Here is a 26,672-nt window from a genome sequence, read left to right on the forward strand (position 1 = left end):
AGGTTGGTGGCATGAGCATTCCCACCCGCACCCTCAACGACGGCACCTCCATCCCGGCGATCGGCTTCGGGACCTACCCCCTCAAGGACGACGAGGGCATCAGCGCCATCACCTCCGCTCTCGACAACGGCTACCGCCTGCTCGACTCAGCGGTGAACTACGGCAACGAGATCGAGGTGGGCAAGGCCGCGCGTGACTGGCTGAGGGCCAACGGCGTCGACCGTTCCGCGCTCACCGTGCAGACCAAGCTGCCCGGCCGCCACCACGACTACGAGGCCGCGATCAACTCCGGCATGGAGTCCTTCGACCGGCTCCAGCTGGACCGCATCGACGTGATGCTGATCCACTGGCCCAACCCCATCACCGACAAGTATCGCGACGCGTGGCGCGGGCTCGTCGAGCTGCAGAAGCGTGGGGTGGTGCGCACCATCGGGGTCTCGAACTTCACCGAGGAGCACCTGCGCCACATCATCGAGGACACGGGCGTCACGCCCGCGATCAACCAGATCGAGCTGCACCCGTACTTCACCCAGGAGCAGATGCGTGCGGTTCATGACGATCTGGGGATCGTCACCCAGTCCTGGTCACCGCTGGGCAAGCGCGATGCACCGTACGAGGAGCCTGCGGTGGTCGACATCGCGCAGGCGCACGGCGTGACGCCGGCACAGGTGGTGCTGCGCTGGCACGTCCAGCTGGGGAGCATCCCGCTGCCCAAGTCCGCCACACCGTCGCGACAGGTGGAGAACCTCGACGTGTTCGGGTTCGAGCTCAGCGCGGACGAGGTCGCTGCGATCGGCGCGCTCACCAAGCCGGATGGCCGCCTGTTCGGTGGCGACCCCAACACGCACGAGGAGATGTAGCACCACCCTCCAGGGCGCGGCGGGGGCGCGCGCTCACAGGTCCTGCTCGGCCTCCATCTGCTCCACGAACGCGCGCTTCGAGGACTGCCAGCCGTCCTCGTTCATGCCCGTGCGCCAGTAGCCGGAGATCGAGACCCTGTCGCGCGGCATCCCGATCACGTTGAAGAGGTGGTGGCGCAGGGGCTTGATCATGTCCGCATTGCCGTGCACGAACGCCTCGATGTCGCCGTCCGGCACGTGGGCGGACTCCACGGCATAGGTGAGGCCCTCCCCGTACGCGGTGCCCGCCTCGTCGCGGTGGATCCAGTGGACGGTGGTCGCGTCCGTGACGGGCAGCTCCTGTCGCTCGCTGGCGCTCGCCACCTCCAGGAACACCTCCGCCCGCGCTGGCCGCGGCAGCAGGTCGAGGGCCGCAGCGATGGCGGGGATCGCGGACTCGTCGCCCACGAACAGGTGGACGTCCGCGTCGGCCCGCGGGGCCCACGCGCCGCCGGGGCCCACGAAGCTGAGCTCATCGCCCGGCTCGGCGTCGCGCGCCCAGGGGCCAGCGAGGCCCTCGTCGCCGTGGATCACGAAGTCGATCGCCATCTCGCGCGCATCGCGGTCCAGCCAGCGGATGGTGTACGTGCGCGTCACGTCACCGAACCTCAGCTTCACGTAGTGGTCGGTGAACGTCAGCACGGGGAGCTCGTCGACGTCGGGGCCGCCCAGGATCACGCGAACCATCGAAGGAGACAGCCGCTGCTTGCGACGCACGGTCAGCGTGCGGACGGGGCGCGGCGGGCGGGCGGGACGTTCAGCGTCGGGCATGCTTCCCACACTAGGGACCGCTGGAGCGTGCGCGAGCCATTCCTGCGGCCGCTCGGCGCAGGGCGGCGCTCGGATCGGGCATCGCGACCGGTCAGGAGTGCGCGTCCAGCAGGCCGTCCGCCACCGCCGCCCACTGCGCGCGCAGGTCGAATCCCTCCGGGTCGCGCAGGTAGTGCAGCTGGAGACCGTCCATGGCGGCGAAGAGCCGATGCGCGAGCGGCTCAGCGTCCGGCCCACCCAGGTGCGCGGCCAGCCAGTGCGCCAGGCGCTCGGCTCGCTCGCGGAAGAACACGTGCCCTGGATGAGCCGGGTCGAGCGCGTCGGCCTGGACGCTGGCGAACAGCAGCGCCGCGCGCGGGCGGGCTGCGATGTTGTCCACGATCGCGTCGAGCACCGCGCGCACCGGCAGGTCCCCGTCGGGGCCGCGCGCCGCGGAGTTCAGCGCCGCCACGTCACGCTCGTCGCGATGCTCGACCACGGCCACGAGCAGCGTGTCGATGTCCGGGTAGTAGTGCAGCAGGCCCGGCGTGGACAGGTCGCATGCGCGCGCGAGACTCGCCATGGTCAGCCCGCGGTGACCCGAGGCGTCGATGATCGCCATGGCCGTGTCGAGGATGCGTGCCCTGCGCACCTCCGGCTTCAACCTGCGAGCCATGTGGCCCACCTCTCAGCGGCTTGTCGTGACGCACCTGCGGCGCGTACCATCCACCTTATCTAACAGACTTAGATAAGCGCGGCACCGACCATCGCCGCACTCGCGAAGGAGCGACATGGCATCCCTCACCTCCACCGACGACCGTGGCGTCACCGCCCAGGCAGCCGCCATCGTCTCGAAGCTGGACCGCGCGGAGAAGATCCGCCTCATCTCCGGCAAGGACTTCTGGCACACCGAGGGATCGCCGGCGCACGGCTTCGAGTCGTTCATGATGACCGACGGCCCGCACGGTCTGCGCAAGCAGGCAGGCGACACGGATCACGCCGGACTCAACGACTCGGTCCCCGCGACCTGCTTCCCCACCGCATCGGCCCTCGCCGCCACGTGGGACCCGGCGCTGCTCGAGCAGGTGGGCCACGCCCTGGGCCGCGAGTGCCGCGACGAGGAGGTGGGCGTGCTCCTCGGCCCTGGCCTCAACATCAAGCGCCACCCCGCAGGCGGGCGCAACTTCGAGTACCTCTCCGAGGACCCCCTCCTGGCGGGCCGCATGGCCGCCGCGCTGGTGCGTGGCATCCAGGCCGAGGGCGTGGGCGCGTGCCTCAAGCACTTCGCCGCCAACAATCAGGAGACGGACCGCATGCGCGTCGACACCATCGTCGACGAGCGCACGCTGCGGGAGATCTACCTCACCGGTTTCGAGATCGCCGTGCGGGAGGCGCAGCCCTGGACGGTCATGTGCGCCTACAACCTCGTCAACGGCGTCCACGCCGGCGAGCACCGCACGCTCCTCACGGAGGTGCTGCGCGAGGAGTGGGGCTTCGACGGGCTGGTGATGACGGACTGGATCGCCACGCACGACCGCCCCGCAGGCGTCCACGCGGGCCTCGACCTCGAGATGCCGTCCAGCTCCGGAGCATGGGACCAGCGCACCGCCGAGGCGGTCGAGTCCGGCGCCCTGAGCGAGGGCGACCTGGACCTCGCCTGCGGACGCGTGGTGACTCTGGCGCTCAAGGTCGCCGCCGAGAGGGCGTCGCGCCCGGCGTCGCAGGACCGCTCCGCCGTCCACGCCGAGCACCACGCCCTGGCTCGCCGCGTCGCTGCAGCCGGCACCACTCTGCTCACCAACGACGGCATCCTGCCTCTCGAACCCACCGGGCGCATCGCCCTCATCGGCGCGTTCGCGCAGACGCCCCGTCACCAGGGCGGCGGCAGCTCCCTGGTGCAGTCCACGCAGCTCGACACCGCGCTGGAGACCATGCGGGCACGCGTGGCCGACGGCGCACAGGTGACGTACGCGCCCGGCTACGACGCCGCCACAGGCGATGCGACCGATGCGCAGATTCGCGAGGCGCTCGAGGCAGCTGACGGTGCGGACACCGTCGTGCTGATGGTGGGGCTGCCCACGAGCTTCGAGTCCGAGGGCTACGACCGCGACCACCTCGACATCCCGGCCTCGCACACGCGGCTGATCCAGGCCATCACCGCGCGCCATGATCGTGTGGTGGTCGCGCTGTCCAACGGCGCCCCCGTGGTGATGCCGTGGGCGGACGCCCCGAACGCGATCGTCGAGTCCTACCTGGGCGGCCAGGCCGCAGGCAGTGCCGTGGTCGACGTGCTGTTCGGCGACGCGGAGCCCGGCGGCCGCCTCGCGGAGTCCTTCCCGGTCACCGCGGACGATCTCCCGTCGAGCCACGACTTCGCTGACCGCCCCACCCAGGTCCAGTACCGCGAGGGCCTGTACGTGGGATACCGCTTCCACGACAGCTTTGGCGTGCCGGCTCGCTTCCCGTTCGGCCACGGCCTCAGCTACACCTCCTTCGAGCTGGGCGCCGCCAAGGTCACCGGACGCGGCGCCTCGCGCAAGGTCACCGTCCCCGTGACGAACACCGGGGATCGCGCCGGTTCCACCGTGGTGCAGGTCTACGTCCACGATCCCGTGTCGACGCTCCACCGCCCCGCACAGGAGCTGGCCGGCTTCGCGAAGGTCGCGCTCGAGCCCGGCCAGAGCGCCGATGCCGTGGTCACCCTGGACGAGCGCTCGTTCGCGGTGTACGACGTCGCCAGCGCCGGCTGGGTGGTCGAGGCGGGCGAGTACGAGCTGCGCATCGGCCTGTCCTCGACGGACATCCGCGCCACCAAGACCATTCGTCTTGCCGCGGACGGCGACGTCACGCCTGTGCCGGCCCCCGCATCGGCCATCGCCACCGACCGCGAGTTCGAGGCGCTCCTGGGCCACGCGATTCCCCCGGCTCGACCTCTGTTCCCCTTCCACTACGACTCGATCCTGGGCGACCTCGAGGCGACGTGGCTGGGCGGCCGGCTCAAGGCCGCGATGAGCAAGGTCATGGCGTCGAAGATGCCCATCGATGACGACATGCCGGAGGACGTCCGCACCACCATGGAGGCCTTCATGGTCAACATGCCGCTGCGCGCGATCCCCATGATGTCCGAGGGACGGCTCACGTTCCCGACGCTCGACAGGGCCCTCAGAGTGCTCAACGCGACCGGGCTGAAGGCTCGCAGGAGCGCAGGGCGCACCACCGACTGAGGGGCACGCGGGCGTCAGCACGGCTCTGCGGGCGCTCGACGTACGCTGAGGCCATGAACCCGCGGCGGTGGTCCCTCAGAGCACACCTGAACGACGAGGACCACAGCGTCACCACGATGGAGCTGCTCTTCGACGTGGTCTACGTGTTCGCGTTCGTCCAGGTGACCACGTCGATCGCCGCGGATCCGTCGTGGCGGGGCGTGGCACAGGGCCTGGTGATGCTGGCAGTGCTGTGGTGGGTGTGGATCGCGTGGACCTGGCTGGGCAACACGGTCCGCGCGGACCGCGGCCTGCCGCTCGCCGGATTCATCGTCGCGATGATGACGGTGTTCGGCATCTCGCTCACGATCCTGGGCCTCTGGGACGCCGAGGGCGGCTCCTTCGCACCGGTCGCGTTCGCCGCGCTGTACATGGTGATCCGCGTGGTCCACGGTGCCGTCTACCTCTTCGCCGCACGCGACGACGCCCGCTTGCGCCGGCAGATCATGCTGACGGCGGCCGCCTGGGTTCCGGCTGCGGCGCTGCTGATCGCGGGCGCGCTGCTGCCGCCTCAGCAGCGGCTGTACTGGTGGGCGGGAACCGTCGCGCTGGACGTCCTGGCCACGTGGGTGCTGTCGGTGCGCGGCCCCGGCTGGCGGGTCCAGTCAGGAGCGCACTTCGCCGAGCGGTTCGACCTGCTGGTGATCCTCGCGCTGGGAGAGTCCGTGCTCGGGATCGGCATCGCCGCCGCGGACCTCGAGCCCAGCCCGGCACTGCTCGGGCTCGGCCTGCTGGGCGCACTGGTCGCGGTCGCTCTGTGGTGGCCGTACTTCAAGGACGTGGGACCCAGCCTGGAGGGGGCGATGCAGGAGGCGGACCGTGAACGCAAGGCGGACATCGCCCGTGACGCGTACACGTACCTGCACCTGCCGCTGCTCATCGGCATCATCCTGGTCGCGGCGGGCAACAAGGTGGCCGTGGCCGGACTCGAGGACCAGGGCGCGTCGACGGCCTCCGCGCTGCTGGTCGCGTCGGGTGCGGCGGTGTTCTCCGCCACCTGCGCGGTGCTGATCCGCATGGCTGGCGGCACGTGGCGCTGGCTGGTGGCGAGCGCGGCCTTCTTCGCCCTCGGGGCGTTCTGGCTTCCCCAGCTCAACTCGACCGTCGCCATCGTCGTCACGGTGGTGGTGCTCGCCGCGGTGGGGATCGTGACCCCCGCGCGACGGCATCGCGAGCCAGTGGCCGTCGAGGCGAACGCGCAGGGAGAGCGGCCCGACTGAACCCCGGCTGGCCGCGCCTCGACGGTCCCCCGGGGAATGCCGCAGGCCCGTCGAGCGTGTCAACACAGGTATGGCTGACACGTATCGCGAGGGCTCGCTCTCGCTCCGAGGCGCCGTGGCGATGGGCACCGGCGTCATGGTGGGCGCCGGCATCTTCGCGCTCACCGGCCAGGTCGCGGACCTCGCGGGACCGCTGTTCCCGCTCGCACTGCTGGCCGCAGCGGGAGTCGCGGGGCTGGGCTCGTACTCGTATGTGAAGGCCACCCAGGCCAAGCCGTCCGCTGGCGGCATCGCCATGATCCTCACGCAGGCGTACGGCCGTTCCACGGTCGCGGCGGGCTCGGCGATGCTGATGGCGCTGTCGATGGTGCTCAACGAGGCGCTCGTCGCGCGCACGTTCGGCACCTACCTCACGGAGCCGTTCGGCTTCGGCGCCGGCTGGCTGGTGCCCGTGCTCACCGTGCTGGCGATCGCGGGCGCGGTCGCGATCAACCTCGCGCGCAACGAGAGCATCGGCTGGCTGCAGACGGGCGGCGCGATCATCAAGATCGGCGGCATCGGGCTTCTCGCCGTCGCAGCGATGGTCGCTTCCGGCTTCTCCTACGAGGCCGGTGCCGAGGGCCTCACCGCAGGCACCTCCCTCGCAGGCTTCGTCGCCGCCACCGGCCTGGGAGTGCTCGCCTACAAGGGCTTCACCACCATCACCAATGACGGCGCCGAGCTGGAGAACCCCTCGCGCAACGTGGGCCGCGCGATCGTGATCTCCCTGGCCATCTGCGCCGCGGTGTACCTGGTGGTCGCCCTCGGCGCAGGATCCTCGCTCACCGTCCAGGAGATCGTGAGCGCGCAGGACTACGCGCTCGCAGAGGCCGCCCGGCCTGCTCTGGGCCAAGCCGGCGTGATCGCGACCGTCGTGGTCGCCGTGGTGGCCTGCCTCACGGGCCTGATCGCCTCGATGTTCGCGGTCTCCCGCATGCTCACCATGGTCACGGAGATGCGGATGATCCCGCACCGCCACTTCGGCATGCCCGGCCAGGTCCGCCACCACATCCTCGTGTACCTGGGCGTGGTCGCAGCCCTGCTCGCCGTGTTCTTGGACCTGTCGCAGATCGCCGCAGTGGGGATCGTGTTCTACCTGATCATGGACATGGTCATCCACTGGGGCGTGCTGACGCGCATACGCCGCGTCGTGCAGGCGCGGGCCTGGGTGGTGGTGACCGCCCTGGCGGCCGATGCGGTGGTGCTGGTCGCGTTCATGGCGATGCGCGGCCAGGACGCGCCCTGGGTGGTCGCGAGCGCGGTCGCGGGGGCCGCTGCGGTGTACGCCTTCGAGGCGTGGTACCTGCGCCGACACCCCGAGGACGAGGACAGCGAGCACGCCCACGAGCATTAGCATCGGCGCCATGACGATGGCAGTTCGAGCGTGGCGCCTCGTCGCCCCCATGGCCATCCTCGCCGCGATCGGGGCGAATCTCGGCGCCGCCATCGCAGGCGCGGACTTCAACCCGTTCGACCACTTCGGCTACTTCACCAACCAGGTGAACCTGGTGGCCGCGGCAGTCCTGCTGCTCGCCGCGCCCCGCACGGCGCTCGCCCGGCCGGCCTGGCTCGAGCATGCGCGGGCTGCCGTCACCGTCTATCTCGTGATCGTGGTGACCGTGTACTGGACCATGATCTTCCCCACCGCAGAGGTCGAGCGGCCGTGGGCGAACGCGATCATCCATGGGCTCAGCGCGACCGTCGTGGCGCTCGACTGGCTCGTGGAGGGTCCGCGCCGGACGCTGCCGATGCGCCAGGTCTGGGTGCCCATGGTCTACCCCCTGGTGTGGGTGGGCGTGGTCGTGATCCGTGGAGCCACCGACGGCTGGTACCCGTACCCGTTCATGGATCCGGCGCAGGGCTACGGGGCGATCGCGACGGTCGTAGGCGGCATCGTGGTCGCCGGCGTCGCGCTGTCCGCGGTGGTCTTCCAGGCGACGCGATGGCGCACGGTGCCCGCTCACCAGGCATGATGCTCGCGCCCCTACTACGGTGGTGAGCAAGGAGGCCGCGCCGTCCGTCCCGCGGCGCGAGGCGCAGATGGCTCTGAGCAGCACCGCAGCCGCACGCAAGGCGATGACCAGGAAGGAGCTGGCCACCTGGGTGTTCTGGCCAGCGGCCGCGATCATCCTGAGCTTCGTGGTGTTCGCGATCGTGGCGCCCGGAGCCGCCGAGAGCTTCTTCGACGCGATCCAGTCCGGGATCATCAACGCGTTCGGCTGGTACTACGTCCTGATCGCAGCCGTGTTCGTGGTGTTCGCGCTCGTCATGGGCTTCAGCAAGTTCGGGAACATCAAGCTGGGGCGTGACGACGACGAACCGCAGTTCTCGATGTTCTCCTGGTTCGCGTTGCTCTTCGCCGCCGGCATGGGGATCGGACTGGTGTTCTACGGTGTCTCGGAGCCCCTCGCGCACTTCGCGGACCCCCGACCAGGCGTCACGGGCAGCCCCGAGCGGCTCGCCCAGCAGGCGATGGCGCAGACGTTTCTGCACTGGGGCATCCACGCCTGGTCGATCTACATCGTGGTGGGCCTGGGCATCGCCTACGCCGTCCACCGTCGCGGCTTCCCGGTGTCGATCCGTTACGCGCTCGAGCCGCTGCTGGGCAAGCGCATCAACGGCGGATGGGGCAACGTCATCGACGTCACCGCCGTGGTGGGCACGCTGTTCGGCGTGGCGACGTCGCTGGGCCTGGGCGTGCTGCAGATCTCCTCAGGCCTCGAGAGCGTCGGAATCGCGGAGCCGGACACTCGCACGCAGATCATCCTCATCATCGCGATCACCATCGTCACGATCTTCTCGCTCGTGACGGGCCTTCAGCGGGGGATGAAGTGGCTCTCCAACATCAACCTGGCGCTCGCGCTGTTCCTGCTGCTGTTCGTGCTCTTCTTCGGGCCCACCGAGTTCCTGATGCGCGAGTTCGTGCAGTCCATCGGCGCCTACATCCAGGAGTTCATCGGACTCGCGTTCAATGTGTCCGCGTTCCAAGGCGCGGCCGGCGAGACCTGGCAGGCGTCGTGGACCACGTTCTACTGGGGCTGGTGGATCTCATGGGCACCGTTCGTGGGCGTGTTCATCGCGCGCGTGTCCAAGGGCCGCACCGTGCGGGAGTTCGTCTGGGGCATCCTCCTGGTTCCCACGCTGATCACCATGCTGTGGTTCTCCGTCATGGGCGGCACGGCGCTCTACCAGGAGCTCTACAACGGCGGCGGCATCCTCCTGCCGGACGGCAGCGTGGACTACAACGGTTCGCTGTTCGCGATGCTCGAGCTGCTTCCCGGCAGCACGGTGCTGACCATCGGCGCGATGATCCTGATCGCGGTGTTCTTCGTCACGAGCTCGGACTCAGGTTCGCTGGTGCTGTCGATGCTCACCACCGGCGGCGACGAGAGCCCACGCCGCTGGATCCGGGTGTTCTGGGCGGTCACCACGGCGTTGGTGGCGATCGCGCTGCTGCTGTCCGGGGGCCTGTCCGCGCTGCAGACCGCGGCGATCATCACCGCGCTGCCGTTCTCGATCGTAATGCTCGGCATCTGCATGGCCACCATCAAGGCCTTCAGACGCGAGCACTTCACCTATCTGCGAGCCACCCGGGACGAGTTCGTCGAGCACATCACCACGACCATCGGCGAGGAGTACGGGCTCGAGGCGTCGAACATCGACGTGGATCCCGAGGGTGCGCGAACGCCGCTTCCCCGGTTCGCGGGGTGGCGGCTGAAGTTCGGCAACAAGCATCCGGAGCGGCACATCCCCGACGCCACCCACATCGCGGATCTCGATCCCACCGCCCCGCCTGCCGGAGACGATGCGCCGTCCTACGAGGCACACCACACCGACGAGATCGTGCAGCCTCTCCCCGAGGACGACAAGCCCTAGCGCTGGCCCTCCCCTCTCTCAGAATTTGGCACCATTTTCATCGCCCTAGGAGAGAAACGAGGAAGGATCCTCCAGTCCCGTCTCAGCGTGTGGACGTGACTTCCTGGAGGCCATCGGGAGCGGCGCCGCCTCCGTGGAGAGACCGAGATCAGGGGAGCGGCACAGTGGGCATGCAGCGCCATTGCCTGCCACTGCGACTCGCTCAGACGGGCGCTCCGCCCGCAACGCCGGTGGAGTGTTCTTCCTCATCAACACCAGTAGACGATGAAAATGGTGCCAAATTTTGGGAGGGGGCAGAGGGAGATGCGGGCCTAGAGCGCCCGGACCGCCGCCGCCTCGATGGCGAGCCCGGCACGGTAGCGCTCCAGGTACGCCGCGTAGCCCTGGACGTCTGCCCCGTCCGGCTCGACCACGCTGACGGCGGCGCTGGCGAAGACCGTGCCGTCCAGGAACTCGGAGAGCTGCGTCCCCGCAGGAGCCTGACGGAAGGCCGCGAGCACCGCCATGCCCCACGCGCCGCCCTCCGACGCGGTGTCCCCCACGGCCACGGGTGCCCCGACGGCTGCAGCGAGGAAGCGCTGCGCGACGCCGGCGGTGCGGAAGATGCCGCCATGCGCGAACATCCGGTCCAGCGCCACATCCTCGCCGGCCAGCACCTCCATGCCGAGGCTGAGCGTCCCGAACACGCCATAGACCTGAGCGCGCATGAAGTTCGCGAGCGTGAAGTCGCTTCCAGGGGTGCGCACCACGAGCGGGCGGCCCTCCTCCAGCCCAGCGATGGGCTCGCCTGCCAGCGTGTTGTACGCGAGAACGCCGCCGGCGTCCGGCTCGGCCTCGAGAGCCTGGGTGAGCAGCGCGCCGAACACGGCGTCAGCGTCCGCCGGGCTGCCCAGCGCAACCGCGAACTCGCCGAACAGGCCCGCCCATGCGCCCAGCTCGCTCGCGCCGTTGTTGCAGTGGACCATCGCCACGGCGTCTCCGGCGGGCGTGGTGACCAGGTCGATCTCCTCGTGCACGGAGCTCAAGGGACGCTCGAGCACCACCATCGCGAAGATGGACGTGCCGGCGCTGACGTTGCCCGTGCGGGGCGCGACCGCATTGGTGGCGACCATGCCGGTGCCGGCGTCGCCCTCGGGCGGGCACATCGGTATCCCGGAGGCGAGGGTGCCGGCGGGGTCCAGCAGCGCGGCCCCGTCCTCGGTGAGCTCCCCCGCATCGGCGCCGCTCACGAGCACCTCCGGAAGCAGGGATCGCACGTCCACCCGGCCGTCCGCGAGGCGGTCATAGGCGTCCAGCATCCCGCCGTCGTAGTCGCGCGTCGCCGAGTCGATGGGGAACATGCCGGAGGCATCGCCCACGCCCAGCACGCTGCGCCCGGTGAGCTTCCAGTGCACGTAGCCCGCGAGCGTGGTGAACGAGCTGATCTGGGGCACATGCGGCTCGTCGTCGAGGATGGCCTGGTGCAGGTGCGCGATGGACCAGCGCAGGGGGATGTTGACGCCCAGCGCCTCCGTGAGCTCCGCGGCCGCGCGACCGGTGGAGGTGTTGCGCCAGGTGCGGAACGGGACGAGCAGCTGGCCATTCGCGTCGAACGGCAGGTAGCCGTGCATCATCGCGGACACCCCGATCGAGCCCACGGTCGTCAGCTCGATGCCGTAGCGATCCCGCACGTCGCCAGCCACCGCTGCGAAGGCGATCTGCAGGCCGGACCACACCTCGTCGAGGTCGTATGTCCACACGCCGTCAACGTACTGGTTCTCCCACGCGTGAGAGCCCACCGCCAGGACAGAGGCGTCCTCGGTGTCGATCAGGCAGGCCTTGATGCGTGTCGAGCCCAGCTCGATGCCGAGCGCCGTGCGGCCGGAGGCCACCGCATCGGCCGTCACGACTGCTCCGCGCGGCGGTCGTCGGACGACTGTCCGTAGACGTTCTGGTAGCGATCGTAGAGAGCGTCGATGGCCTCCTGGGGGAGGGGGATGAGGTCCCCTCCCTGCTTGGCGATGTGCACGGTGCGCGCGACGTCCTCGAGCATCACGGCCGCCTTGACGGCGTCCTTGGCCGAGGAGCCGATGGTGAACGGTCCGTGGTTCTGCATGAGCACCCCGCGGGACCGATGCCCGCGCAGGGTCTCGACGATGCCGCGGCCGATCGAGTCGTCGCCGATGATCGCGAACGGGCCCACGGGGATGGGCCCGCCGAACTCGTCCGCCATGGCGGTGATGACGCACGGGATCTCCTCGCCGCGCGCCGCCCAGGCGACCCCGTAGGTCGAGTGGGTGTGGACCACGCCGCCCACCTCGGGCATGTGGCGGTAGACGTAGGCGTGGGCGGCCGTGTCGGAGGACGGACTGCGCTCGGAGCCCGGCGTGCCCTCGATGGCGTTGCCGTCGAGGTCGCACAGGATCATGTTCTCCGGCGCCAGGTCGTCGTAGCTGACACCGGACGGCTTGATGACGAAGAGATCCGCGCCAGGGACACGTCCGGAGACGTTGCCACCGGTCCACACCACCAGGCCGTACCGGACCAGCTCGCCGTGAAGCGCCGCGACGTCCTCGCGGACCTTCTGAATCGCCTCTTCGAGATCGCTCATGCCGCTGATGTTAACGTTCATCACTCTCGCCTGTCCATCCGTCTCGCCTGCGGTGGTGCGCCAGCAGTCACTGGGCGTCGAAACTCCGCTGAATCCGGCACTCACCGACTGCCAGCATGCACTCGGAAGCGCACAGATTCGCCCGGCCGCGCCTGCGCCGCCGCGGCCACGCCCACCGAGTCAACCACGGCTATCACCGGATAGCCGCCCGTGACGGGATGATCGGCCAGGAAGATCACCGGCTTCCCTGACGGCGGCACCTGCACCGCACCCAGCACCATGCCCTCGCTCGCGAGCTCGCCGTCGCGCGCCCGCTCGAGCACCGGCCCGTCCAGCCGCAGCCCCACGCGGTTCGAGTCCCCGGTCGCGGTGAACGCGCTCGACAGGAACGCCTCGACGGCCGATGCGCGGAACCAGTCCTCGCGCGGCCCCAGCGTGACCGTGAGGTCCAGCGCCCCCGGCCCGCCCTGCGCACCCGATGCGCGAAGCGCCGCGAAGTCCCTCTCGCCCAGCGGCGTCGCGGCGAGCACGGGCAGCTCGTCGCCGTCGCGCAGCGGCGCGGGGCCAAGGCCAGAGAGCAGGTCAGTGGCACGGCTTCCCAGCACGGGCTCCGCGCCGATCCCGCCGCGCACCGCGACGTAGCTGCGCCAGCCACGATCCGGGCTGCCCACCTCCATCACCTGTCCCGCGGCAAGCCGGATGGGGGCCCGCAGGGGCGCCGGCACCGAGCCCACCCACACGGGAGCGTCCGCTCCCGTGACGGCCACGACCGCGTCCGCGAGCGCGCGCACAGCGACCCCGGTGGCCGTCGCCTCCAGCACGGCCGCGTCCACCCGGTTGCCCACGAGCGCGTTGGCCTGGTCCAGTGCGGGCAGGTCCGCCGCACCTGAGCGCGGCACGCCCAGGTGCGCGTACCCGGGCCGTCCGCGGTCCTGCACCGTGGTGAGCGCGCCCGCGCGCTCGATCCGGATCGCACTCATGCGCGCACCTGCACGAACCGCACGCGCGTGCCGGGCGCCAGCAGCGCGGGCGGTTCGCGGTGCGTGTCCCACAGGCGGGGCGCTGCTGCGGCGAGGCGTCCCAGCAGCTGCCAGCCGCCGGGCGACTCACGAGGGTAGACGCCGGCGTAGGGGCCGGCGAGCCCGACTGACCCGGCAGGGACTCGGGTGCGGGGGTCGGCACGGCGCGGCACGGCGAGGTCCGGCGGCAGGCCGGTGAGGTAGCCGAAGCCCGGCGCGAAGCCGCAGAAGGCCACCGCGAACTCGACTCCGACCATCTGGGCGACCACCGCCTCCCCGCTCGCGCCCCACAGCCTCGCCACGTGATCCAGGTCCTCGCCGTCGAACACCACGGGCAGCTCGACCAACGGTCCTGACTGCGCATCCGTCGGGCCGATGCTCCACGCCTCGATGTCGCTCGCGTGTGCCGCCGCGTCTCCGCGGATCCCGTCGATCAGCACCGACCGCGCCGCGGGAACCACATCGGTCGCCTCCAGCCGCTCGCGCGCGGCGGCGGTGATCGCCGCGACGTCCGCCTCGCTCGCGGCCTCGATCAGGAGCGCGTGCTCGCCCACCCGCCTGACGCGTGTGACGGGGCCGGTGGAGCCGTCAGCGCGCATCGGCCGTGGTGACGAAGGGGCGAACAGCGACGCCCGCCTCGGCCAGCGCGGTCCGAACGTCCGCAGCGATCGCTGCAGCGCCGGGGGTGTCGCCGTGCACGCACAACGACTGGGCTTCGACACGGATCTCGCTGCCGTCGTACGCGGTGATGGAGCCGCCGGTGGCGATCGCGACCGCGCGGGCCACCACGGCGGCCGGGTCCTTGACCACCGAGCGAGGCTCCGGGCGCGGGACCAGAGTGCCGTCCGGCCGGTACGCGCGATCGGCGAAGGCCTCGGTCACCACGGGGATGCCCGCGGCGGCGGCGACCCGCAGCACGGCGGCGCCCGGCAGGCCCAGGATGGGCAGCTCCCGACCGGTGGCCCGCGCCGCCAGCAGCACGCCCTCGACCACCGCCCGGGCCTGGACCTCATCCCGGACGATGCGGTTGTAGAGCGCGCCGTGCGGCTTCACGTAGGCGACGTGCGCGCCGGCTGCGGCAGCGAAGATCTCGAGCGCGCCTATCTGGTAGGCGACCTCGGCCGCGAGCTCGTCAGTCGGCACGTCCATCGAGCGCCGGCCGAACCCGGCGAGGTCCCGGTAGGAGACCTGAGCGCCGATGGCCACGCCGCGGGCGGCGGCCCCCGCGCAGACCCCACGCATGATCGCCGGATCCCCGGCGTGGAAGCCGCACGCGACGTTGGCGCTGGTCACGGACTGCAGCAGCGACTCGTCGTCGGTCAGGCGCCAGCGTCCGAACCCCTCGCCCAGGTCCGCATTCAGGTCGATGCTCACGACGTCGCTCACAGGCTCACGGTAGCGCGGTCAGGCCCGCAGCAGCAGGCCTACCTCGACGGGGCCCTCCAGGCCCTGCGCGCCGTCGACCGCCGGCTCGGGGTAGAGCTCGTACCAGCACTGCCAGGCGTCGGAGCCCGCGTCGCCCCGCTCGAGCGCGTAGTCGAGGCCGCGCGCCTGGCCCCAGTCCATGAGCTCGCGCGTGAGGCCGCCGATCCACGCGTACGGTCCGCGCTGCTCGGCGATCGCGAAGTGCCCGCCCGGGAGGGTGTCCAGCAGGAACGGCTCACGCACCTGCGGCACTGCGGGGGTGGCCGCGAGCACCAGGGCGACCTCCACCACGAAGGGGTCCTCGAAGGACACCTCGCGGTAGCGGATCAGGCTCGCGCCGGTGACGTCGATGCCGCGCTGCTCCACGTACGCGTCCAACTGGGCGAAGCCCGCCCCCACGGCGTCCGGGATGGCGTCCATGGTGGTCGCCACAGGGAGCGCGACGTAGTCCACCGCGTCGCGACGTCCGATGGTGAGCTGGGCCATGGGGCCAACCTAGTGGCGCGTGCTGGAGAGCGCCTGAGGGGGCAGCGGCCGGTCAGCCGTGCCGGTACTCGGGGTTGGGGTGCCCGAACCTCTCGCCCTCGCTCCACGCCTCGCTCGAGTTGCCGCCAGCGGGGAAGCCGCCGGTGGACTTGAGCCATGCCGCCGTGTGCATGAGATTCCAGGCCAGGAAGGTGGTGTTGCGCTGCGTGAACTCGGTCTCGGGACCCCCGCTGCCGTCGTCGAGGTAGGACGGGCCGGGGCCCACGGGGCCCAGCCACGCGGCATCCGCGTTGGGCGGGACCACGTATCCCAGGTGCTGCAGCGAGTACAGGATGTTCATCGCGACGTGCTTGGCGCCGTCCTCGTTGCCGGTGACGATCACGCCAGCGGTACGGCCGTAGTACAGGAACTGGCCGCGGTCGTTGGTCTGGCCGGACAGGCCGTACAGGCGCTCGATCAGTCGCGTCGCGACCGAGGACTTGTCGCCCAGCCAGATGGGGGTGCCCACCACCAGGATGTCCGCGGCGAGGATGCGCTCGGACAGCTCTGGCCAATCATCGCTGTCCTGCTTGCCGCCCGGGACGTCCTCACGCATGTCGGGGTACACGCCGGGCGGGACGTCGTGATCCGCGAGACGAATGGTCTCGACCTCGACGCCGTTGTCTCGCATGATCGCGATCGCATCGTCCATGAGGCCTTGGGTGTGGCTCATGGCGGGGTTGGGCTTGAGAGAGCAGTTGACGAACACGGCCTTGAGGCCGCTGAAGTCGGTGTCAGTCATGGGTGAACCTCCTGCCGGTGCAAGTCACGCGCCGGCGGGGATATTCCGCGACCGGCTAGCGCGCCGCGCGAGGCTCCGGGGTGACGTCCACGTAGTCCTGTTGGTGGAGCTGCGCCTCCCACTGGTTCTTCTCACGGGTCGCGAGCATCACGAACACGCCCCACAGGCCCAGGTCGTCCACGAAGCCGAACGGGCCGAAGAACAGCTCGGGGATGAGGTCCACGGGCATGATCGTGTAGATCGCCGCGCCGATGGCCGTCAGCCACGTCATGGGCGCGAGCCTGTACTCGCCGCGTCGCACTGCCTGGAAGAACTTCCACCACATGGGACACCTCCTGGGTTCCTGGACTCTCTACGGTAACCCCGACGGGTCTACACCACCTCGCGCAGCAGCCCCGAGTGCACGTCGAACACGAAGCCGCGCACCTGCGTGGAGTCCACGAGGAACGGGTTGCGACGCAGGCGCTCGATGGACTGGCGAAGGTCCTCGTCGAGGTCGCGGAAGGACTCGGGGCTCCAGGTGGGCTTGAGGCCGGTCTCGTCGAGCAGCTGACCGCGGAGCTCATCGTCGGTGAAGGTGAGCGCGCCGCAGTCGGTGTGATGGACCAGGATGATCTCGCGGGTGCCGAGCTTGCGCTGCGAGATCACCAGCGAGCGGATCATGTCGTCCGTGATGACGCCGCCGGCGTTCCTCATGATGTGCGCGTCGCCGATCTCGAGCCCCAGGAGCGCGAACACGTCCAGGCGGGAGTCCATGCAGGCGACCACGGCCAGCTGGCGGCGCGGCGGCAGGGGCCGGTCCGCGACGTACTCCTCTGCGTAGCGCGCGTTGTTCTCGATCAGCTCGTCTGCGATGCCCATGGGGGTCTCCTTGTCGTGGCGGGGATGGTCACGAAAGCGTGGCGCGGACGCGGGACCCACGTCCGATGCGCCCATGCTAGCGACGCGTAGGCTGGGTGGTGCCGAGGCCGTACTTCTCTGGGCGTTGTGTGCCGTTCCGGTGGAGTGCGGCCTCGGTTCGAGGGTGGCATCGTGACGTGCGAGCATGGGCGGCATGGCAAAGGTTCTGATCACCGGATCCGCCCAGGGCATCGGCGCGGAGACCGCCCGCAGGCTCGTCGCGCTCGGACACGAGGTGGTGGTCCACGGGCGTGATCGCGGCCGGGCCGATGCGGCACTCGAGCAGGTGCCGGGCGCCAGCGCCGCCGTGGTGGGCTCGTACGACTCGCTCGCCTCCGTACGCGAACTCGCCAGCGCGGCCAACGCCGCAGGACCCTTCGACGTGGTGATCCACAACGCGGGCCTGGGGCCGCACGAGCCCGAGCGCCGCGACACCGTCGATGGCCTCGAACAGACGGTCCAGGTCAACGCCGTGGCGCCGTACCTGCTCACGTGTCTGATGCCACTGTCGACGCGGATGGTCTACGTGGGATCCGACGCGCATCGTCAGGGAACGGTGGATCTCGCGGATCTCCACTGGCGCGAACGGTCATGGGGAGAGGGCTACTGGGCCGGCATCGCCCCGTACTCGGACTCGAAGCTGCTGTTCCAAATGTGGGTGTTCGAGCTCGCAGCGCTCCACCCCGAGCGCGCGATCAACGTGGTCCACCCCGGGTGGGTGCAGACCGCGATGGGCGGCCCGCAGGCGACGCTGCCCGTGGACGAGGGCGCGGACACGCCGGTGTGGATGGCGACGTCGGAGGACCCCATCGCGCTGGGCTCAGGGCAGTTCGTGCACCGGAGGGCGGTCGAGGACGTGCACCCGGCGACCCGGGACGCCGGCCTGCGCGCGGCGGTGGTCGAGCACTTCCGCGAGCTCACGGGCGAGGCCCTCCCCGCCGCCGAGGAGGGGCTGCGCGCCCCCTCTGCCAGCCCTCGCGCCTAGGCTGAGTTCCAAACCCTGACTCAGGAGGACTCGATGTCACGCATCTTCATCACCGGCTCGACACAGGGCATCGGCGCCGAATGCGCGCGCCAGCTGCTCGAGCTGGGCCACGAGGTGGTGCTCCACGCCCGCAACCCCGCGCGCGCAGAGGCCGCCCACGGCGAGCACCCCGGGGCTCTCGCCGTGGTGACGGGAGACCTGGCGAGCATCGATCAGACCGAGGCCCTCGCATCGGCCGCCAACGAGTATGGGCCCTACGACGTGGTGATCCACAACGCGGGCGTGGGCGGCGGCGCGGCCGAGCGCAGCGAGACCGGCGACGGACTCGAGCGCATCTTCCACATCAACGTGGTCGCGCCGTACGTGCTGACCGCGCTGATGCCCGTGGCGCCGCGCATGATCTATCTCACCAGCGGCCTCGAGGCGGATGGCGCGTGGACGCCCGAGGACCTGCAGTGGACGCAGCGGCCGTGGAACGGCATGCAGGCGTACTCGGACTCGAAGCTGCACGACTCGATGCTCGCGTTCGAGCTGGCCGCCCGCAAGAGCGAGTCCATCGTCACCGTGGTCGATCCCGGCTGGATCGAGACGCAGCTGGGCGGGCCGGATGCGTGGGACCCCGTCGAGCTGGGCGCGGAGACGCAGGTGTGGCTCGCGACGTCCGATGACGCCATCGCCACGACTTCGGGCCAGTACGTGAAGCGCCGCGAGGTCCTCGAGCCGAACCCGCTGGTCACTGATGCCGATGCGCGCGGCGAGCTGTTCGCCGCGCTCGAGCGGATCACGGGGATCGCGCTGCCGTAGCGAGCCGCACGCCCGCCGCTGCGGACACAGCTCGGCCCCCGTTGAGGACGACGGGGGCCGGGCCGGGAGAGAGGGGCGCGCGCTGTGCGGGTCTCGCTAGCGGCCGCGCCAGTAGACGGCGCCCAGCGCGAGGTCGCGCTCGACGTCATCGATCGTGGTGGAGTCGTCGATCGAGACCAGCTCGACTCCGGTCATGCGCGCGAAGTCGCGCCACGTGGTGAGGGTGGTCTGGGTGCTCATGGCCGTGTGGTGCGCGGCGCCGGCGGACATCCACGCGGTGGTCGCGGTCGCGAAGTCCGGCTTGCTGCGCCACACCGCGTGACCCACGGGCAGCCGCGGCATGGGCGCGGGCAGCTCGACGTTCGTGACCTCGGCACCCACCAGGCGGAACCGCTCGCGCATGTCTGACAGCGCCACGACCACGGCGGGTCCCGCATCGGCCGTGAAGACCAGGCGCACCGGATCGTCCTTGCCGCCGATGCCCAGCGGGTGGACCTCGAGGCGCGGCTTCTGGCTCGACAGCGACGGGGAGACCTCGAGCATGTGCGCGCCGAGCGACAGCTCCTCGCCTTCGACCAGGTGGTACGTGTAGTCCTCCATGAGGCTCGCGCCGCCGGGGCGCCCTGCACCCATGACTGCCGCGATGCGCACCAGTATGGCTGTCTTCCAGTCGCCCTCGGCGCCGAACCCGTAGCCGTCCGCCATGAGGCGCTGCACCGCGAGACCCGGCAGCTGCGGGAGCGTTGCGAGGTCCTCGAAGCTGGTGGTGAAGGCCTGGAAGCCGCCTTCCTCCAGGAAGGACCGCAGGCCCACCTCGATCGCGGCGCCGTCGCGCAGCGACTGGTGGCGCTCAGCGCCGGGAAGCAGCTCGTCAGCGACGTCGTACAGCTCGACGTACTCGTCGACGAGCGCGTCGATCTGGGCGTCAGTGGCCGCATGCACGCGCTCGGCGAGCTCGTTGACGCCCCACGTGTTGATCTGGGCTCCGAACACGGCCTCGGCCTCGGTCTTGTCACCCTCGGTGACGGCCACGAAGCGCATGTTGTCGCCAAAGCGCGCGACCTTCATCGCACGCGAGGCGTGGCGACCGGCGGCGGCGCGCGCCCACTCCCCCACGCGTTCCTGCACACGGGTGTGCGAGGCGTGACCCACGACGGTGGTGCGTGGGATGTTGAGACGGGTCTCGATGTACGCGTACTCGCGGTCGCCGTGCGCGGCCTGGTTGAGGTTCATGAAGTCGAAGTCGATCTCGCCCCAAGGAAGCTCGACGTTCGCCTGCGTGTGCAGGTGCAGCAGCGGCTTGGACAGCGCCTGCAGGCCCGCGATCCACATCTTGGCGGGGCTGAAGGTGTGCATCCAGGTGATGACGCCGACGACGTGGGGGGCTGCGTTCGCGTCGAGCATCGCCTGCTCGATGGACTCGCGCGAGATGAGCACGGGCTTCCAGACCACGCGCACGGGCACCGCGTCCGCGCCGTCGAGGTGCGCGACGACGGACTGAGACTGCTCGGCCACCTGGGCGAGCACCTCGTCGCCGTAGAGCGACTGGCTGCCGGTGAGGAACCAGACCTCGTACTCGGTGAGGTCGGGAACGATGCTGCGGGTCATGCGTGATCTCGATTCTCGGCGTCGTCGCCGGAGCGCCTAGTTGTTCACGTTCACATTAGCACGGCGTCTGCACTGCGTCGCTCGCGTCGTGAGGACACGCGGAGCGCGCACTGTCGGCGTCGAATCACAGCGGTGCGGTGCTCGAACGCTCGACCAGCGTGGGCGCGATCAGCTCCGCCGAGGGCGGTTCGAGTCCGTCGCGCGCAGCGATCATGAGCGCGACCGCCCACGCGCCCACGGCGCCGAAGTCCTGGTGCACCGTCGTCAGCGGCGGCAGAGAATGCCGCGACGCGGGTGTGTCGTCGAAGCCCACCACGGAGATGTCACCCGGAACGTCGCGGCCTGCCGTCACCAGGGCGTGGATGAGACCCAACGCCATGTCATCGTTCCCGCAGAACACGGCCGTGGCAGTGGGATCGAGAGCGGAGCCGGCAGCGAAGCCCGAGTCCGTGGTCCAGTCGCCCTCGATGATCTCGAGCGGCTCCAGGCCTCGGTCTGACATGGCTGCGCCGTACTCCTCGCGGCGCAGCTGGGCCTCGGTGTAGCTGGGCGGACCGGAGACGTGCTGGATGCGAGTGTGCCCCAGGTCCAGCAGATGATCCATCGCGAGGCGGGCGCCCGCCCGCTGGTCGATCGAGGCCGCCGCGCCGGCCGGGTCACCGCCTGTGAGCAGGTGGATCACCGGGACGCGCTCATCGAAGCCCTCCAAGGCCTCGCGCACGGAACGCTGCTGGGCGACCAGAGCGATAGCGTCGACGCCGCGTCCCACCAGGAAGTCGAGGGCCTCACGCACGGACTCCGAGGCCGGGTCCGCGCTGGTCATCATCGTATGTAGGCCAGCCGCTCGGGCGGCGCGCTCGACGCCGTGCAGCGTGGACAGGGGTCCGATGTCCGGGATCTCGGGGCCGATCATCCCGATGGTCTGCGTGCGTCCGGTGACCAATGCGCGCGCAGCGAGGTTGCGCCGATAGCCCAGCTCGTCGATCGCCGCGAGCACCCTGTCGCGGGTCTCGGGCCGGATGCCGGGAAAGTCGTTGAGGACGCGGCTGACGGTCTGGTGCGAGACGCCGGCGCGCGCGGCGACGTCGTGCATGCTCGGTCCGCGATTGCCGTTCGCCACTGCGTGCTCCTGAGGTCAGGTTCCTGGGGGTCACTGTATCCACCGAGCCACGCAGGACCGCGCGGCGGCTCCCTGACTCTGGAGACTTTTTCTTCACGACGCGGCCTGCGCGATGAGAGTGGTGCCAGATTCTGGGAGGGTAGGATCGGCTGGGACCGGTCACAGGCCCGCGTCCTCCTGCCGCGTGTCTGGCACCATGGACCCGCATCGCCCAGCTGATTGGACGCCCCGCATGACCAGCATCGCCGTCGCCTTCGAGGACGCCTACGGTCACGCGCCCACCGGGGTGTGGTCAGCGCCCGGACGCGTCAACCTCATCGGCGAGCACACCGACTACAACCATGGCTACGTTCTGCCGTTCGCGATCGACCGCCGCACCTGGGCCGCGGTGGGCACGCGCGACGACCGCACCCTTCGGCTGCGCTCGACGTTCGCCGATGCCGAGGTGACTGCGAGCCTGGATGCGCTGAGCCCTGAGGGCATGGACGGCTGGAGCGCGTACGTGCTGGGCGTCGCCTGGGCGATGGGCGAGGCAGGGATCGACCTGAGCCATGCCACCGGGCTGGACATCCTCATCGACTCGGAGGTGCCCGTCGGGGCGGGGCTGAGCTCCTCAGCCGCACTCGAGTGCGCCGTCGGCCAGGCATTCAGCGACCTCTGGGGGCTCGACCTCGACGCGCTCTCGCTCGCGCGCATCGGCCGCGTCGCGGAGAACAGGGCCGTCGGCGCTCCCACCGGGCTGCTCGATCAGGCCGCCTCGATGCTGGGCCGAGAGGACCACGCGGTGTTCCTCGACTGCGACACGGAGCAGGCCCGTCCGGTCGCACTGCACCTGCGCGAGGAGAGCCTGCAGATCCTCGTCATGAACTCCCACGTGGACCACGAGCACGCGACCGGCGGCTACGGCGCGCGATTCGCGTCGTGCGAGCGCGGAGCTCGCACCCTGGGCGTGACCACGTTGCGCGAGGTGACGCCGGAGGGCCTGGACGATGCGAGGGCCCAGCTGGACGAGGAGACGTTCCGGCGAGTCCGCCACGTGGTCACCGAGAACCAGCGAGTGCTGGACACGGTCGCAGCGCTGTCCGCCAAGGGCCCGCGCGCCATCGGCGAGCTGATGAACGCCTCCCAGGCCTCCATGCGAGACGACTTCGAGATCACGGTGCCGGAGATCGACCTCGCGTGCGACACCGCCGTCGCGCACGGCGCGGTGGGTGCGCGCATGACGGGCGGCGGCTTTGGCGGCAGCGCGATCGCCGTGGTCCCCGCCAGCGCCGCCGACGACATCGCCGCCGCCGTGACATCCGCGCTCGCACTGGCCGGGCTGCGTGAGCCTACGATCTTCACGGTGGTGCCCTCGCAGGGCGCCCGCCGCGACAGCTGACGCTCAGCGACGCACAAGGAGGAAGTCATGACCTGGATGGTGACCGGCGGCGCCGGCTACATCGGCTCCCACGTGGTGAGGGCGCTCACTGATGCTGGGCTGGACGCGGTCGTGCTCGACGATCTCTCGAGCGGCTTCGAGGCCTTCGTGCCCGACGGCGTGCCCTTCGTCAACGCGACCATCCTCGACACGGACGCCGTCGCCGCGGCACTTCGCGAGCATGGCGTTCGCGGCGTCATCCACTGCGCGGGCTACAAGTACGCAGGCGAGTCCGTGAAGTTCCCTCTCCACACGTACCGCCAGAACGTCGAGGGCACCGCATGCCTGCTGGAGGCGATGGCCAGCGCGGGAGTCACGCAGCTCGTGTTCTCCTCGTCAGCGGGCGTCTACGGCACGCCATCGGTCGCCGAGGCCACGGAGGACACCGCCACGCTGCCGGAGTCGCCCTACGGGGAGTCCAAGCTCATCGGCGAATGGCTCATCCGTGATCAGGTGCGCGCCACCGCCGGCACGGACGCACCGCTGCGCGCGACCTCCCTGCGGTACTTCAACGTCGTCGGTTCCGCCACGCCTGACGTCCCCGACGTGAGCCCGCACGCGCTGTTCCCCCGGGTGATCCGCGCCATCAGGGCGGGCGAGCCGCCGCAGATCTTCGGCGACGACTACGACACCGAGGACGGGACCTGCATCCGGGACTACGTGCACGTGCAGGACCTGGCGCACAGCCACGTGGCCGCGGCGCGCATGCTCGACTTCGGCAAGCCGCTGGCCCCGGTGTACAACCTGGGCGCCGGGAACGGCACCTCGGTGCGTCAGATCGTGAGCGCGCTGCTCGCAGCCGCGGGCTCGGACCTGGAGCCCGTGGTGCGCGAGCGCCGCGCGGGAGATCCGGCCCGCATCGTCGCGAACGGCGACCTCGCCGCGGATGACATCGAATGGAAGATGGCGCACACCATCGAGGAGATGGCGATGAGTGCGTGGGAGGCCTTCCCGGCCGAGGACTGACCGCGCTCGCCCAGCGCGCCTAGGCCTCCACGTAGGCGTCGACCTGGATCTCCACGAGATAGCGCGGGTCCGCGAGCGCGCTGACCTCGACCAGCGTCGCCGCGGGCAGCACGTCCCCGAACGCGGCCCGATGCGCCGCCGCCACCTTCTCGGTGTCCCGGATGTCCGTGACGTAGGTGACGGTGCGCACCACGTCGCTCAGGGCCGCACCCGCCTGGGCGAGGCTGCGCTCGATGACGCCCAGCGCATCGGCCGCCTGCGCGTAGGCGTCTCCCTCGATCGCCTCGTCGCGTGCGCAGCTGCCCGCGACCCACACGTGCGGGCCGATGCGCACCGCGCGGGAGTAGCCGTACATCTCCTCGAAGGGGCCGCCGGAGCCGAACCGCTCGCGCGTCATGTCAGGACCGGGAGTCCTCGACCAGGCGGGCGTACCAGCCCGCGGACGGCTTGGGAGTGCGCGCGAACGTCACGAGGTCGACCTCGTGGAGGCCGAACTTCGGGCCGAACCCGTGGAGCCACTCGAAGTTGTCCAGCAGGCTCCAGGCGAAGAACCCGCGCACGTCCACACCGTCGTCCAACGCGGCGCGCACGGCCGCCAGCGAGCGCGAGTAGTACTCGATGCGGTCGTCGTCGTCCTCGGTCGCGATCCCGTTCTCCGTCACGATCACCGGCACGCCCGTCACCTCAGCCGCGCGACGCACGGACTGGCCCAGTGCCTCGGGCGTGAAGGACCACCCGATCTGCGTGCGCCGCCACGACTCCGGCACCTCGAGGGTCTCGCCGCGCGAGTCCAGGTGCATCTCGAAGTAGGTCTGGACGCCCACGTAGTCGTCACCCTTCGCCGTCTCCAGGTAGGCGTCGAGCCGGGCCCACGGATTGAAGGCGACCAGGGCATCGGCATCCCACTGGTCGTAGCGCAGACCGTCGGACTCGACGTCGTCGTCGGGGTGCACGATCACGTCCGGCAGCGCGATCGTGAGGCCCACCGGGAACTCGCCCGGGCCCGCCTTCAGCACCTCGCGGGCCCGCTCGTGGGCCGCGACGATGGTGCGCTGGGCGGCCTCGTAGACCGCGCGGTCCCCGGTGATCCCGGGCGGGAACGTGCCGGAGTAGTAGCCGCCGGCGTCCACGACGTTGGGCTCGTTGAACGTGGCCGCCATGTCGATGTGGTCGCCCAGGTGCTGCACCACGATGTCCGCGTAGCGAGCGAACCAGGCGACCATCCGCTCATCCGCCCAGCCGCCCGCATCGGCCGCCCACAGGGGCGTGGTGAAGTGGTGCAGGGTCACCGAGGTCTTCAGGCCCATCTCGTGAGCGGCGACCATCATCTCGCGATAGTGCTCGAGCGCGACCAGCGAGAACTCGCCCTCCGCAGGCTCGATGCGGCTCCACTCGAGCGAGAAGCGGTACGCGTCCAGTCCCATGCGCTGCACCAGCTGAAGGTCCTCGAGCCAGCGGTTCCAGGAGTCGCACGCGTCCCCGCTGGACTCCTTCGCCGGGCTGCCGGGCGCATGCTCCAAGCGCCACCAGTCGTTGTTGACGTTGCCGCCCTCGATCTGGTGCGAGGCCGTCGCGGTGCCCCACATCCAGCCCTCGGGGACGGGGCCGAACATGGTCATCGGGATCTCGGGCATCAGCAGGCTCCTTCGCGCGCGGGGGGATGCTCCCAGCCTAGGCGCGGGCTCCTGTGAGCGCCCGCCCGACAGTTCGACACCATCGCGGGGCGACCCGCCGGCGATCGGGGGTGCACCCCGCCGTGCATCGGGGGGGCGCGACGCAGATTGGTTCGCACTGTCGGGAGGAGGCCCGCGCAGGGCGCCCGGGACTCGGCACGTAGGCTGGCCGGATGGAACCGTTCAGCATGACGCTCGGCACTCAGGTCAAGGCCTTCCACCTCGAGGACAACGACGCGACCGTGGTCATCACCACCACGGACACCGCCCACCCCGAGCGCCCCGCGCACGTCGGCTACGAGAGCTGCGAGAACGAATCCGAGTCGCAGGCGGTGGTGCAGAAGTTCGTGTTCGACCTGCAGCGTCAGGGCTGGGAGATGTCCGAGTAGCAGTCGGCGGCCGGGACTCGTCAGCCCCAGCCCAGCTCGTGCAGGCGCTCGTCGTCGATCCCGAAGTGGTGCGCGATCTCGTGCACCACCGTGATGGCGACCTCGTCGCGCACATGCTCCGCGTCCTCGCACACTCGCAGCGTCGGGTTCATGTAGATGAAGATGCGGTCCGGGAGGTCGCCCATCCCCCATTCGCTGCCACGGTCGGTGAGCGCCACGCCGTCGTACAGCCCCAGCAGGTCCGGGTCGCCCTCGGGAGCGTCGTCCTCGATCAGGATCACCACGTTGTCGACCAGCCCGAGCAGATCCTCCGGGATCGAGTCGATCGCGTCGTCGACGGCCTCCTCGAAGTCCTCGCGCGTCATCTCGACCATGCGCACCATTGTCTCCGAGCCGCCCGGACTTGGAGAACGGCAGGCGCGCCCCGTACGATGGTGCCCGTCCTTGACGCTCGGACGT

The 26,672-nt window shown here is 70.4% G+C and carries 27 protein-coding genes; 11 read left to right on the top strand and 16 right to left on the bottom strand.

Features of this window, described 5'->3' with window-relative positions; all coding sequences use genetic code 11:
* Positions 1-11 precede the first annotated feature (11 nt).
* Positions 12-860, top strand: a complete 849-nt coding sequence (locus Dac01nite_RS03250) for an aldo/keto reductase (RefSeq protein ID WP_203653341.1) — start codon at positions 12-14, stop codon at positions 858-860.
* Positions 861-893: 33 nt separating this feature from the next.
* On the opposite strand, the gene Dac01nite_RS03255 is transcribed toward Dac01nite_RS03250, so the two are convergent.
* Positions 894-1,670, bottom strand: a complete 777-nt coding sequence (locus Dac01nite_RS03255) for a siderophore-interacting protein (RefSeq protein WP_203653343.1) — start codon at positions 1,668-1,670, stop codon at positions 894-896.
* 91 nt (positions 1,671-1,761) lie between these two features.
* Entirely contained in the window at positions 1,762-2,325 is a 564-nt protein-coding gene (locus tag Dac01nite_RS03260) for a TetR/AcrR family transcriptional regulator (RefSeq protein WP_203653345.1), read from the bottom strand.
* A 115-nt stretch (positions 2,326-2,440) separates the two neighbouring features.
* On the opposite strand from Dac01nite_RS03260, the gene Dac01nite_RS03265 reads away from it, so the two are divergent.
* The 5 genes from Dac01nite_RS03265 to Dac01nite_RS03285 all read left to right on the top strand — a co-directional run bounded on the left by Dac01nite_RS03265 (position 2,441) and on the right by Dac01nite_RS03285 (position 10,047).
* A complete protein-coding gene (locus Dac01nite_RS03265; RefSeq protein WP_203653346.1) occupies positions 2,441-4,873 on the top strand; it encodes a glycoside hydrolase family 3 C-terminal domain-containing protein in 2,433 nt (810 codons plus the stop codon).
* A 53-nt stretch (positions 4,874-4,926) separates the two neighbouring features.
* Positions 4,927-6,132, top strand: coding sequence for a low temperature requirement protein A (locus Dac01nite_RS03270; protein ID WP_203653347.1), 1,206 nt, complete (start codon positions 4,927-4,929; stop codon positions 6,130-6,132).
* Between the two features lie 70 nt (positions 6,133-6,202).
* Positions 6,203-7,525, top strand: coding sequence for an APC family permease (locus Dac01nite_RS03275; protein WP_203653348.1), 1,323 nt, complete (start codon positions 6,203-6,205; stop codon positions 7,523-7,525).
* Between the two features lie 10 nt (positions 7,526-7,535).
* Complete coding sequence (locus Dac01nite_RS03280) at positions 7,536-8,144, top strand: Pr6Pr family membrane protein (RefSeq protein ID WP_203653349.1); 609 nt, start codon at positions 7,536-7,538, stop codon at positions 8,142-8,144.
* A 103-nt stretch (positions 8,145-8,247) separates the two neighbouring features.
* Complete coding sequence (locus tag Dac01nite_RS03285) at positions 8,248-10,047, top strand: BCCT family transporter (RefSeq protein ID WP_239066515.1); 1,800 nt, start codon at positions 8,248-8,250, stop codon at positions 10,045-10,047.
* Between the two features lie 311 nt (positions 10,048-10,358).
* Here Dac01nite_RS03285 and Dac01nite_RS03290 read toward each other — a convergent pair whose 3' ends face one another.
* From Dac01nite_RS03290 to Dac01nite_RS03325, 9 genes are all read right to left on the bottom strand, one after another.
* Positions 10,359-11,933: a xylulokinase gene (locus tag Dac01nite_RS03290; protein ID WP_203653350.1), complete on the bottom strand. Its 1,575-nt coding sequence runs from the start codon at positions 11,931-11,933 to the stop codon at positions 10,359-10,361.
* Positions 11,930-12,637, bottom strand: coding sequence for an L-ribulose-5-phosphate 4-epimerase (locus Dac01nite_RS03295; protein WP_203653351.1), 708 nt, complete (start codon positions 12,635-12,637; stop codon positions 11,930-11,932). Before Dac01nite_RS03295 ends, Dac01nite_RS03290 begins: the two co-directional genes overlap by 4 nt.
* A 101-nt stretch (positions 12,638-12,738) precedes the next feature.
* Entirely contained in the window at positions 12,739-13,617 is an 879-nt protein-coding gene (locus Dac01nite_RS12070; protein WP_239066474.1) for a 5-oxoprolinase subunit C family protein, read from the bottom strand.
* Positions 13,614-14,255: a 5-oxoprolinase subunit B family protein gene (locus Dac01nite_RS12075; protein ID WP_239066475.1), complete on the bottom strand. Its 642-nt coding sequence runs from the start codon at positions 14,253-14,255 to the stop codon at positions 13,614-13,616. The genes Dac01nite_RS12070 and Dac01nite_RS12075 overlap by 4 nt, the downstream gene beginning before the upstream one ends.
* Complete coding sequence (locus Dac01nite_RS03305; RefSeq protein WP_239066476.1) at positions 14,245-15,042, bottom strand: LamB/YcsF family protein; 798 nt, start codon at positions 15,040-15,042, stop codon at positions 14,245-14,247. The genes Dac01nite_RS12075 and Dac01nite_RS03305 overlap by 11 nt, the downstream gene beginning before the upstream one ends.
* An 18-nt stretch (positions 15,043-15,060) precedes the next feature.
* Positions 15,061-15,567 carry a GyrI-like domain-containing protein gene (locus tag Dac01nite_RS03310; protein WP_203653353.1) on the bottom strand — a complete coding sequence of 169 codons (507 nt, stop codon included), beginning with the start codon at positions 15,565-15,567 and terminating at the stop codon, positions 15,061-15,063.
* Positions 15,568-15,619: 52 nt separating this feature from the next.
* Entirely contained in the window at positions 15,620-16,348 is a 729-nt protein-coding gene (locus tag Dac01nite_RS03315; RefSeq protein ID WP_203653355.1) for a flavodoxin family protein, read from the bottom strand.
* A 55-nt stretch (positions 16,349-16,403) separates the two neighbouring features.
* Positions 16,404-16,673: a YkvA family protein gene (locus tag Dac01nite_RS03320; protein ID WP_203653357.1), complete on the bottom strand. Its 270-nt coding sequence runs from the start codon at positions 16,671-16,673 to the stop codon at positions 16,404-16,406.
* Positions 16,674-16,720: 47 nt separating this feature from the next.
* Positions 16,721-17,209: a beta-class carbonic anhydrase gene (locus Dac01nite_RS03325; protein ID WP_203653358.1), complete on the bottom strand. Its 489-nt coding sequence runs from the start codon at positions 17,207-17,209 to the stop codon at positions 16,721-16,723.
* Positions 17,210-17,402: 193 nt separating this feature from the next.
* On the opposite strand from Dac01nite_RS03325, the gene Dac01nite_RS03330 reads away from it, so the two are divergent.
* Both Dac01nite_RS03330 and Dac01nite_RS03335 read left to right on the top strand, forming a co-directional pair.
* A complete protein-coding gene (locus Dac01nite_RS03330; protein WP_203653360.1) occupies positions 17,403-18,233 on the top strand; it encodes an SDR family NAD(P)-dependent oxidoreductase in 831 nt (276 codons plus the stop codon).
* A 33-nt stretch (positions 18,234-18,266) separates the two neighbouring features.
* Positions 18,267-19,037, top strand: a complete 771-nt coding sequence (locus Dac01nite_RS03335) for an SDR family NAD(P)-dependent oxidoreductase (protein ID WP_203653362.1) — start codon at positions 18,267-18,269, stop codon at positions 19,035-19,037.
* 96 nt (positions 19,038-19,133) lie between these two features.
* Here the strand turns inward: Dac01nite_RS03335 and araA are convergent, their stop codons facing one another.
* Complete coding sequence (araA, locus tag Dac01nite_RS03340) at positions 19,134-20,645, bottom strand: L-arabinose isomerase (RefSeq protein ID WP_203653364.1); 1,512 nt, start codon at positions 20,643-20,645, stop codon at positions 19,134-19,136.
* Positions 20,646-20,769: 124 nt separating this feature from the next.
* Complete coding sequence (locus Dac01nite_RS03345; protein ID WP_203653366.1) at positions 20,770-21,765, bottom strand: LacI family DNA-binding transcriptional regulator; 996 nt, start codon at positions 21,763-21,765, stop codon at positions 20,770-20,772.
* A 232-nt stretch (positions 21,766-21,997) separates the two neighbouring features.
* Between Dac01nite_RS03345 and galK the strand changes: the two genes are divergently transcribed.
* Together galK and galE are read left to right on the top strand one after the other, a co-directional pair.
* The gene (gene galK / locus Dac01nite_RS03350; RefSeq protein WP_203653367.1) at positions 21,998-23,146 is read left to right on the top strand and encodes a galactokinase; all 1,149 of its coding nucleotides are present in this window, start codon (positions 21,998-22,000) and stop codon (positions 23,144-23,146) included.
* A 27-nt stretch (positions 23,147-23,173) separates the two neighbouring features.
* The gene (galE, locus tag Dac01nite_RS03355) at positions 23,174-24,151 is read left to right on the top strand and encodes a UDP-glucose 4-epimerase GalE (RefSeq protein ID WP_203653368.1); all 978 of its coding nucleotides are present in this window, start codon (positions 23,174-23,176) and stop codon (positions 24,149-24,151) included.
* 19 nt (positions 24,152-24,170) lie between these two features.
* Here the strand turns inward: galE and Dac01nite_RS03360 are convergent, their stop codons facing one another.
* Complete coding sequence (locus Dac01nite_RS03360; RefSeq protein WP_203653369.1) at positions 24,171-24,548, bottom strand: RidA family protein; 378 nt, start codon at positions 24,546-24,548, stop codon at positions 24,171-24,173.
* 1 nt (position 24,549) lies between these two features.
* Entirely contained in the window at positions 24,550-25,785 is a 1,236-nt protein-coding gene (locus tag Dac01nite_RS03365; RefSeq protein WP_203653370.1) for a glycoside hydrolase family 1 protein, read from the bottom strand.
* A 212-nt stretch (positions 25,786-25,997) separates the two neighbouring features.
* On the opposite strand from Dac01nite_RS03365, the gene Dac01nite_RS03370 reads away from it, so the two are divergent.
* Complete coding sequence (locus tag Dac01nite_RS03370) at positions 25,998-26,213, top strand: hypothetical protein (RefSeq protein ID WP_203653371.1); 216 nt, start codon at positions 25,998-26,000, stop codon at positions 26,211-26,213.
* Between the two features lie 20 nt (positions 26,214-26,233).
* On the opposite strand, the gene Dac01nite_RS03375 is transcribed toward Dac01nite_RS03370, so the two are convergent.
* Positions 26,234-26,587, bottom strand: a complete 354-nt coding sequence (locus Dac01nite_RS03375) for a metallopeptidase family protein (protein ID WP_203653372.1) — start codon at positions 26,585-26,587, stop codon at positions 26,234-26,236.
* Positions 26,588-26,672: the final 85 nt, after the last annotated feature.

This window comes from Demequina activiva, assembly GCF_016862815.1.
GTDB lineage: Bacteria > Actinomycetota > Actinomycetes > Actinomycetales > Demequinaceae > Demequina > Demequina activiva.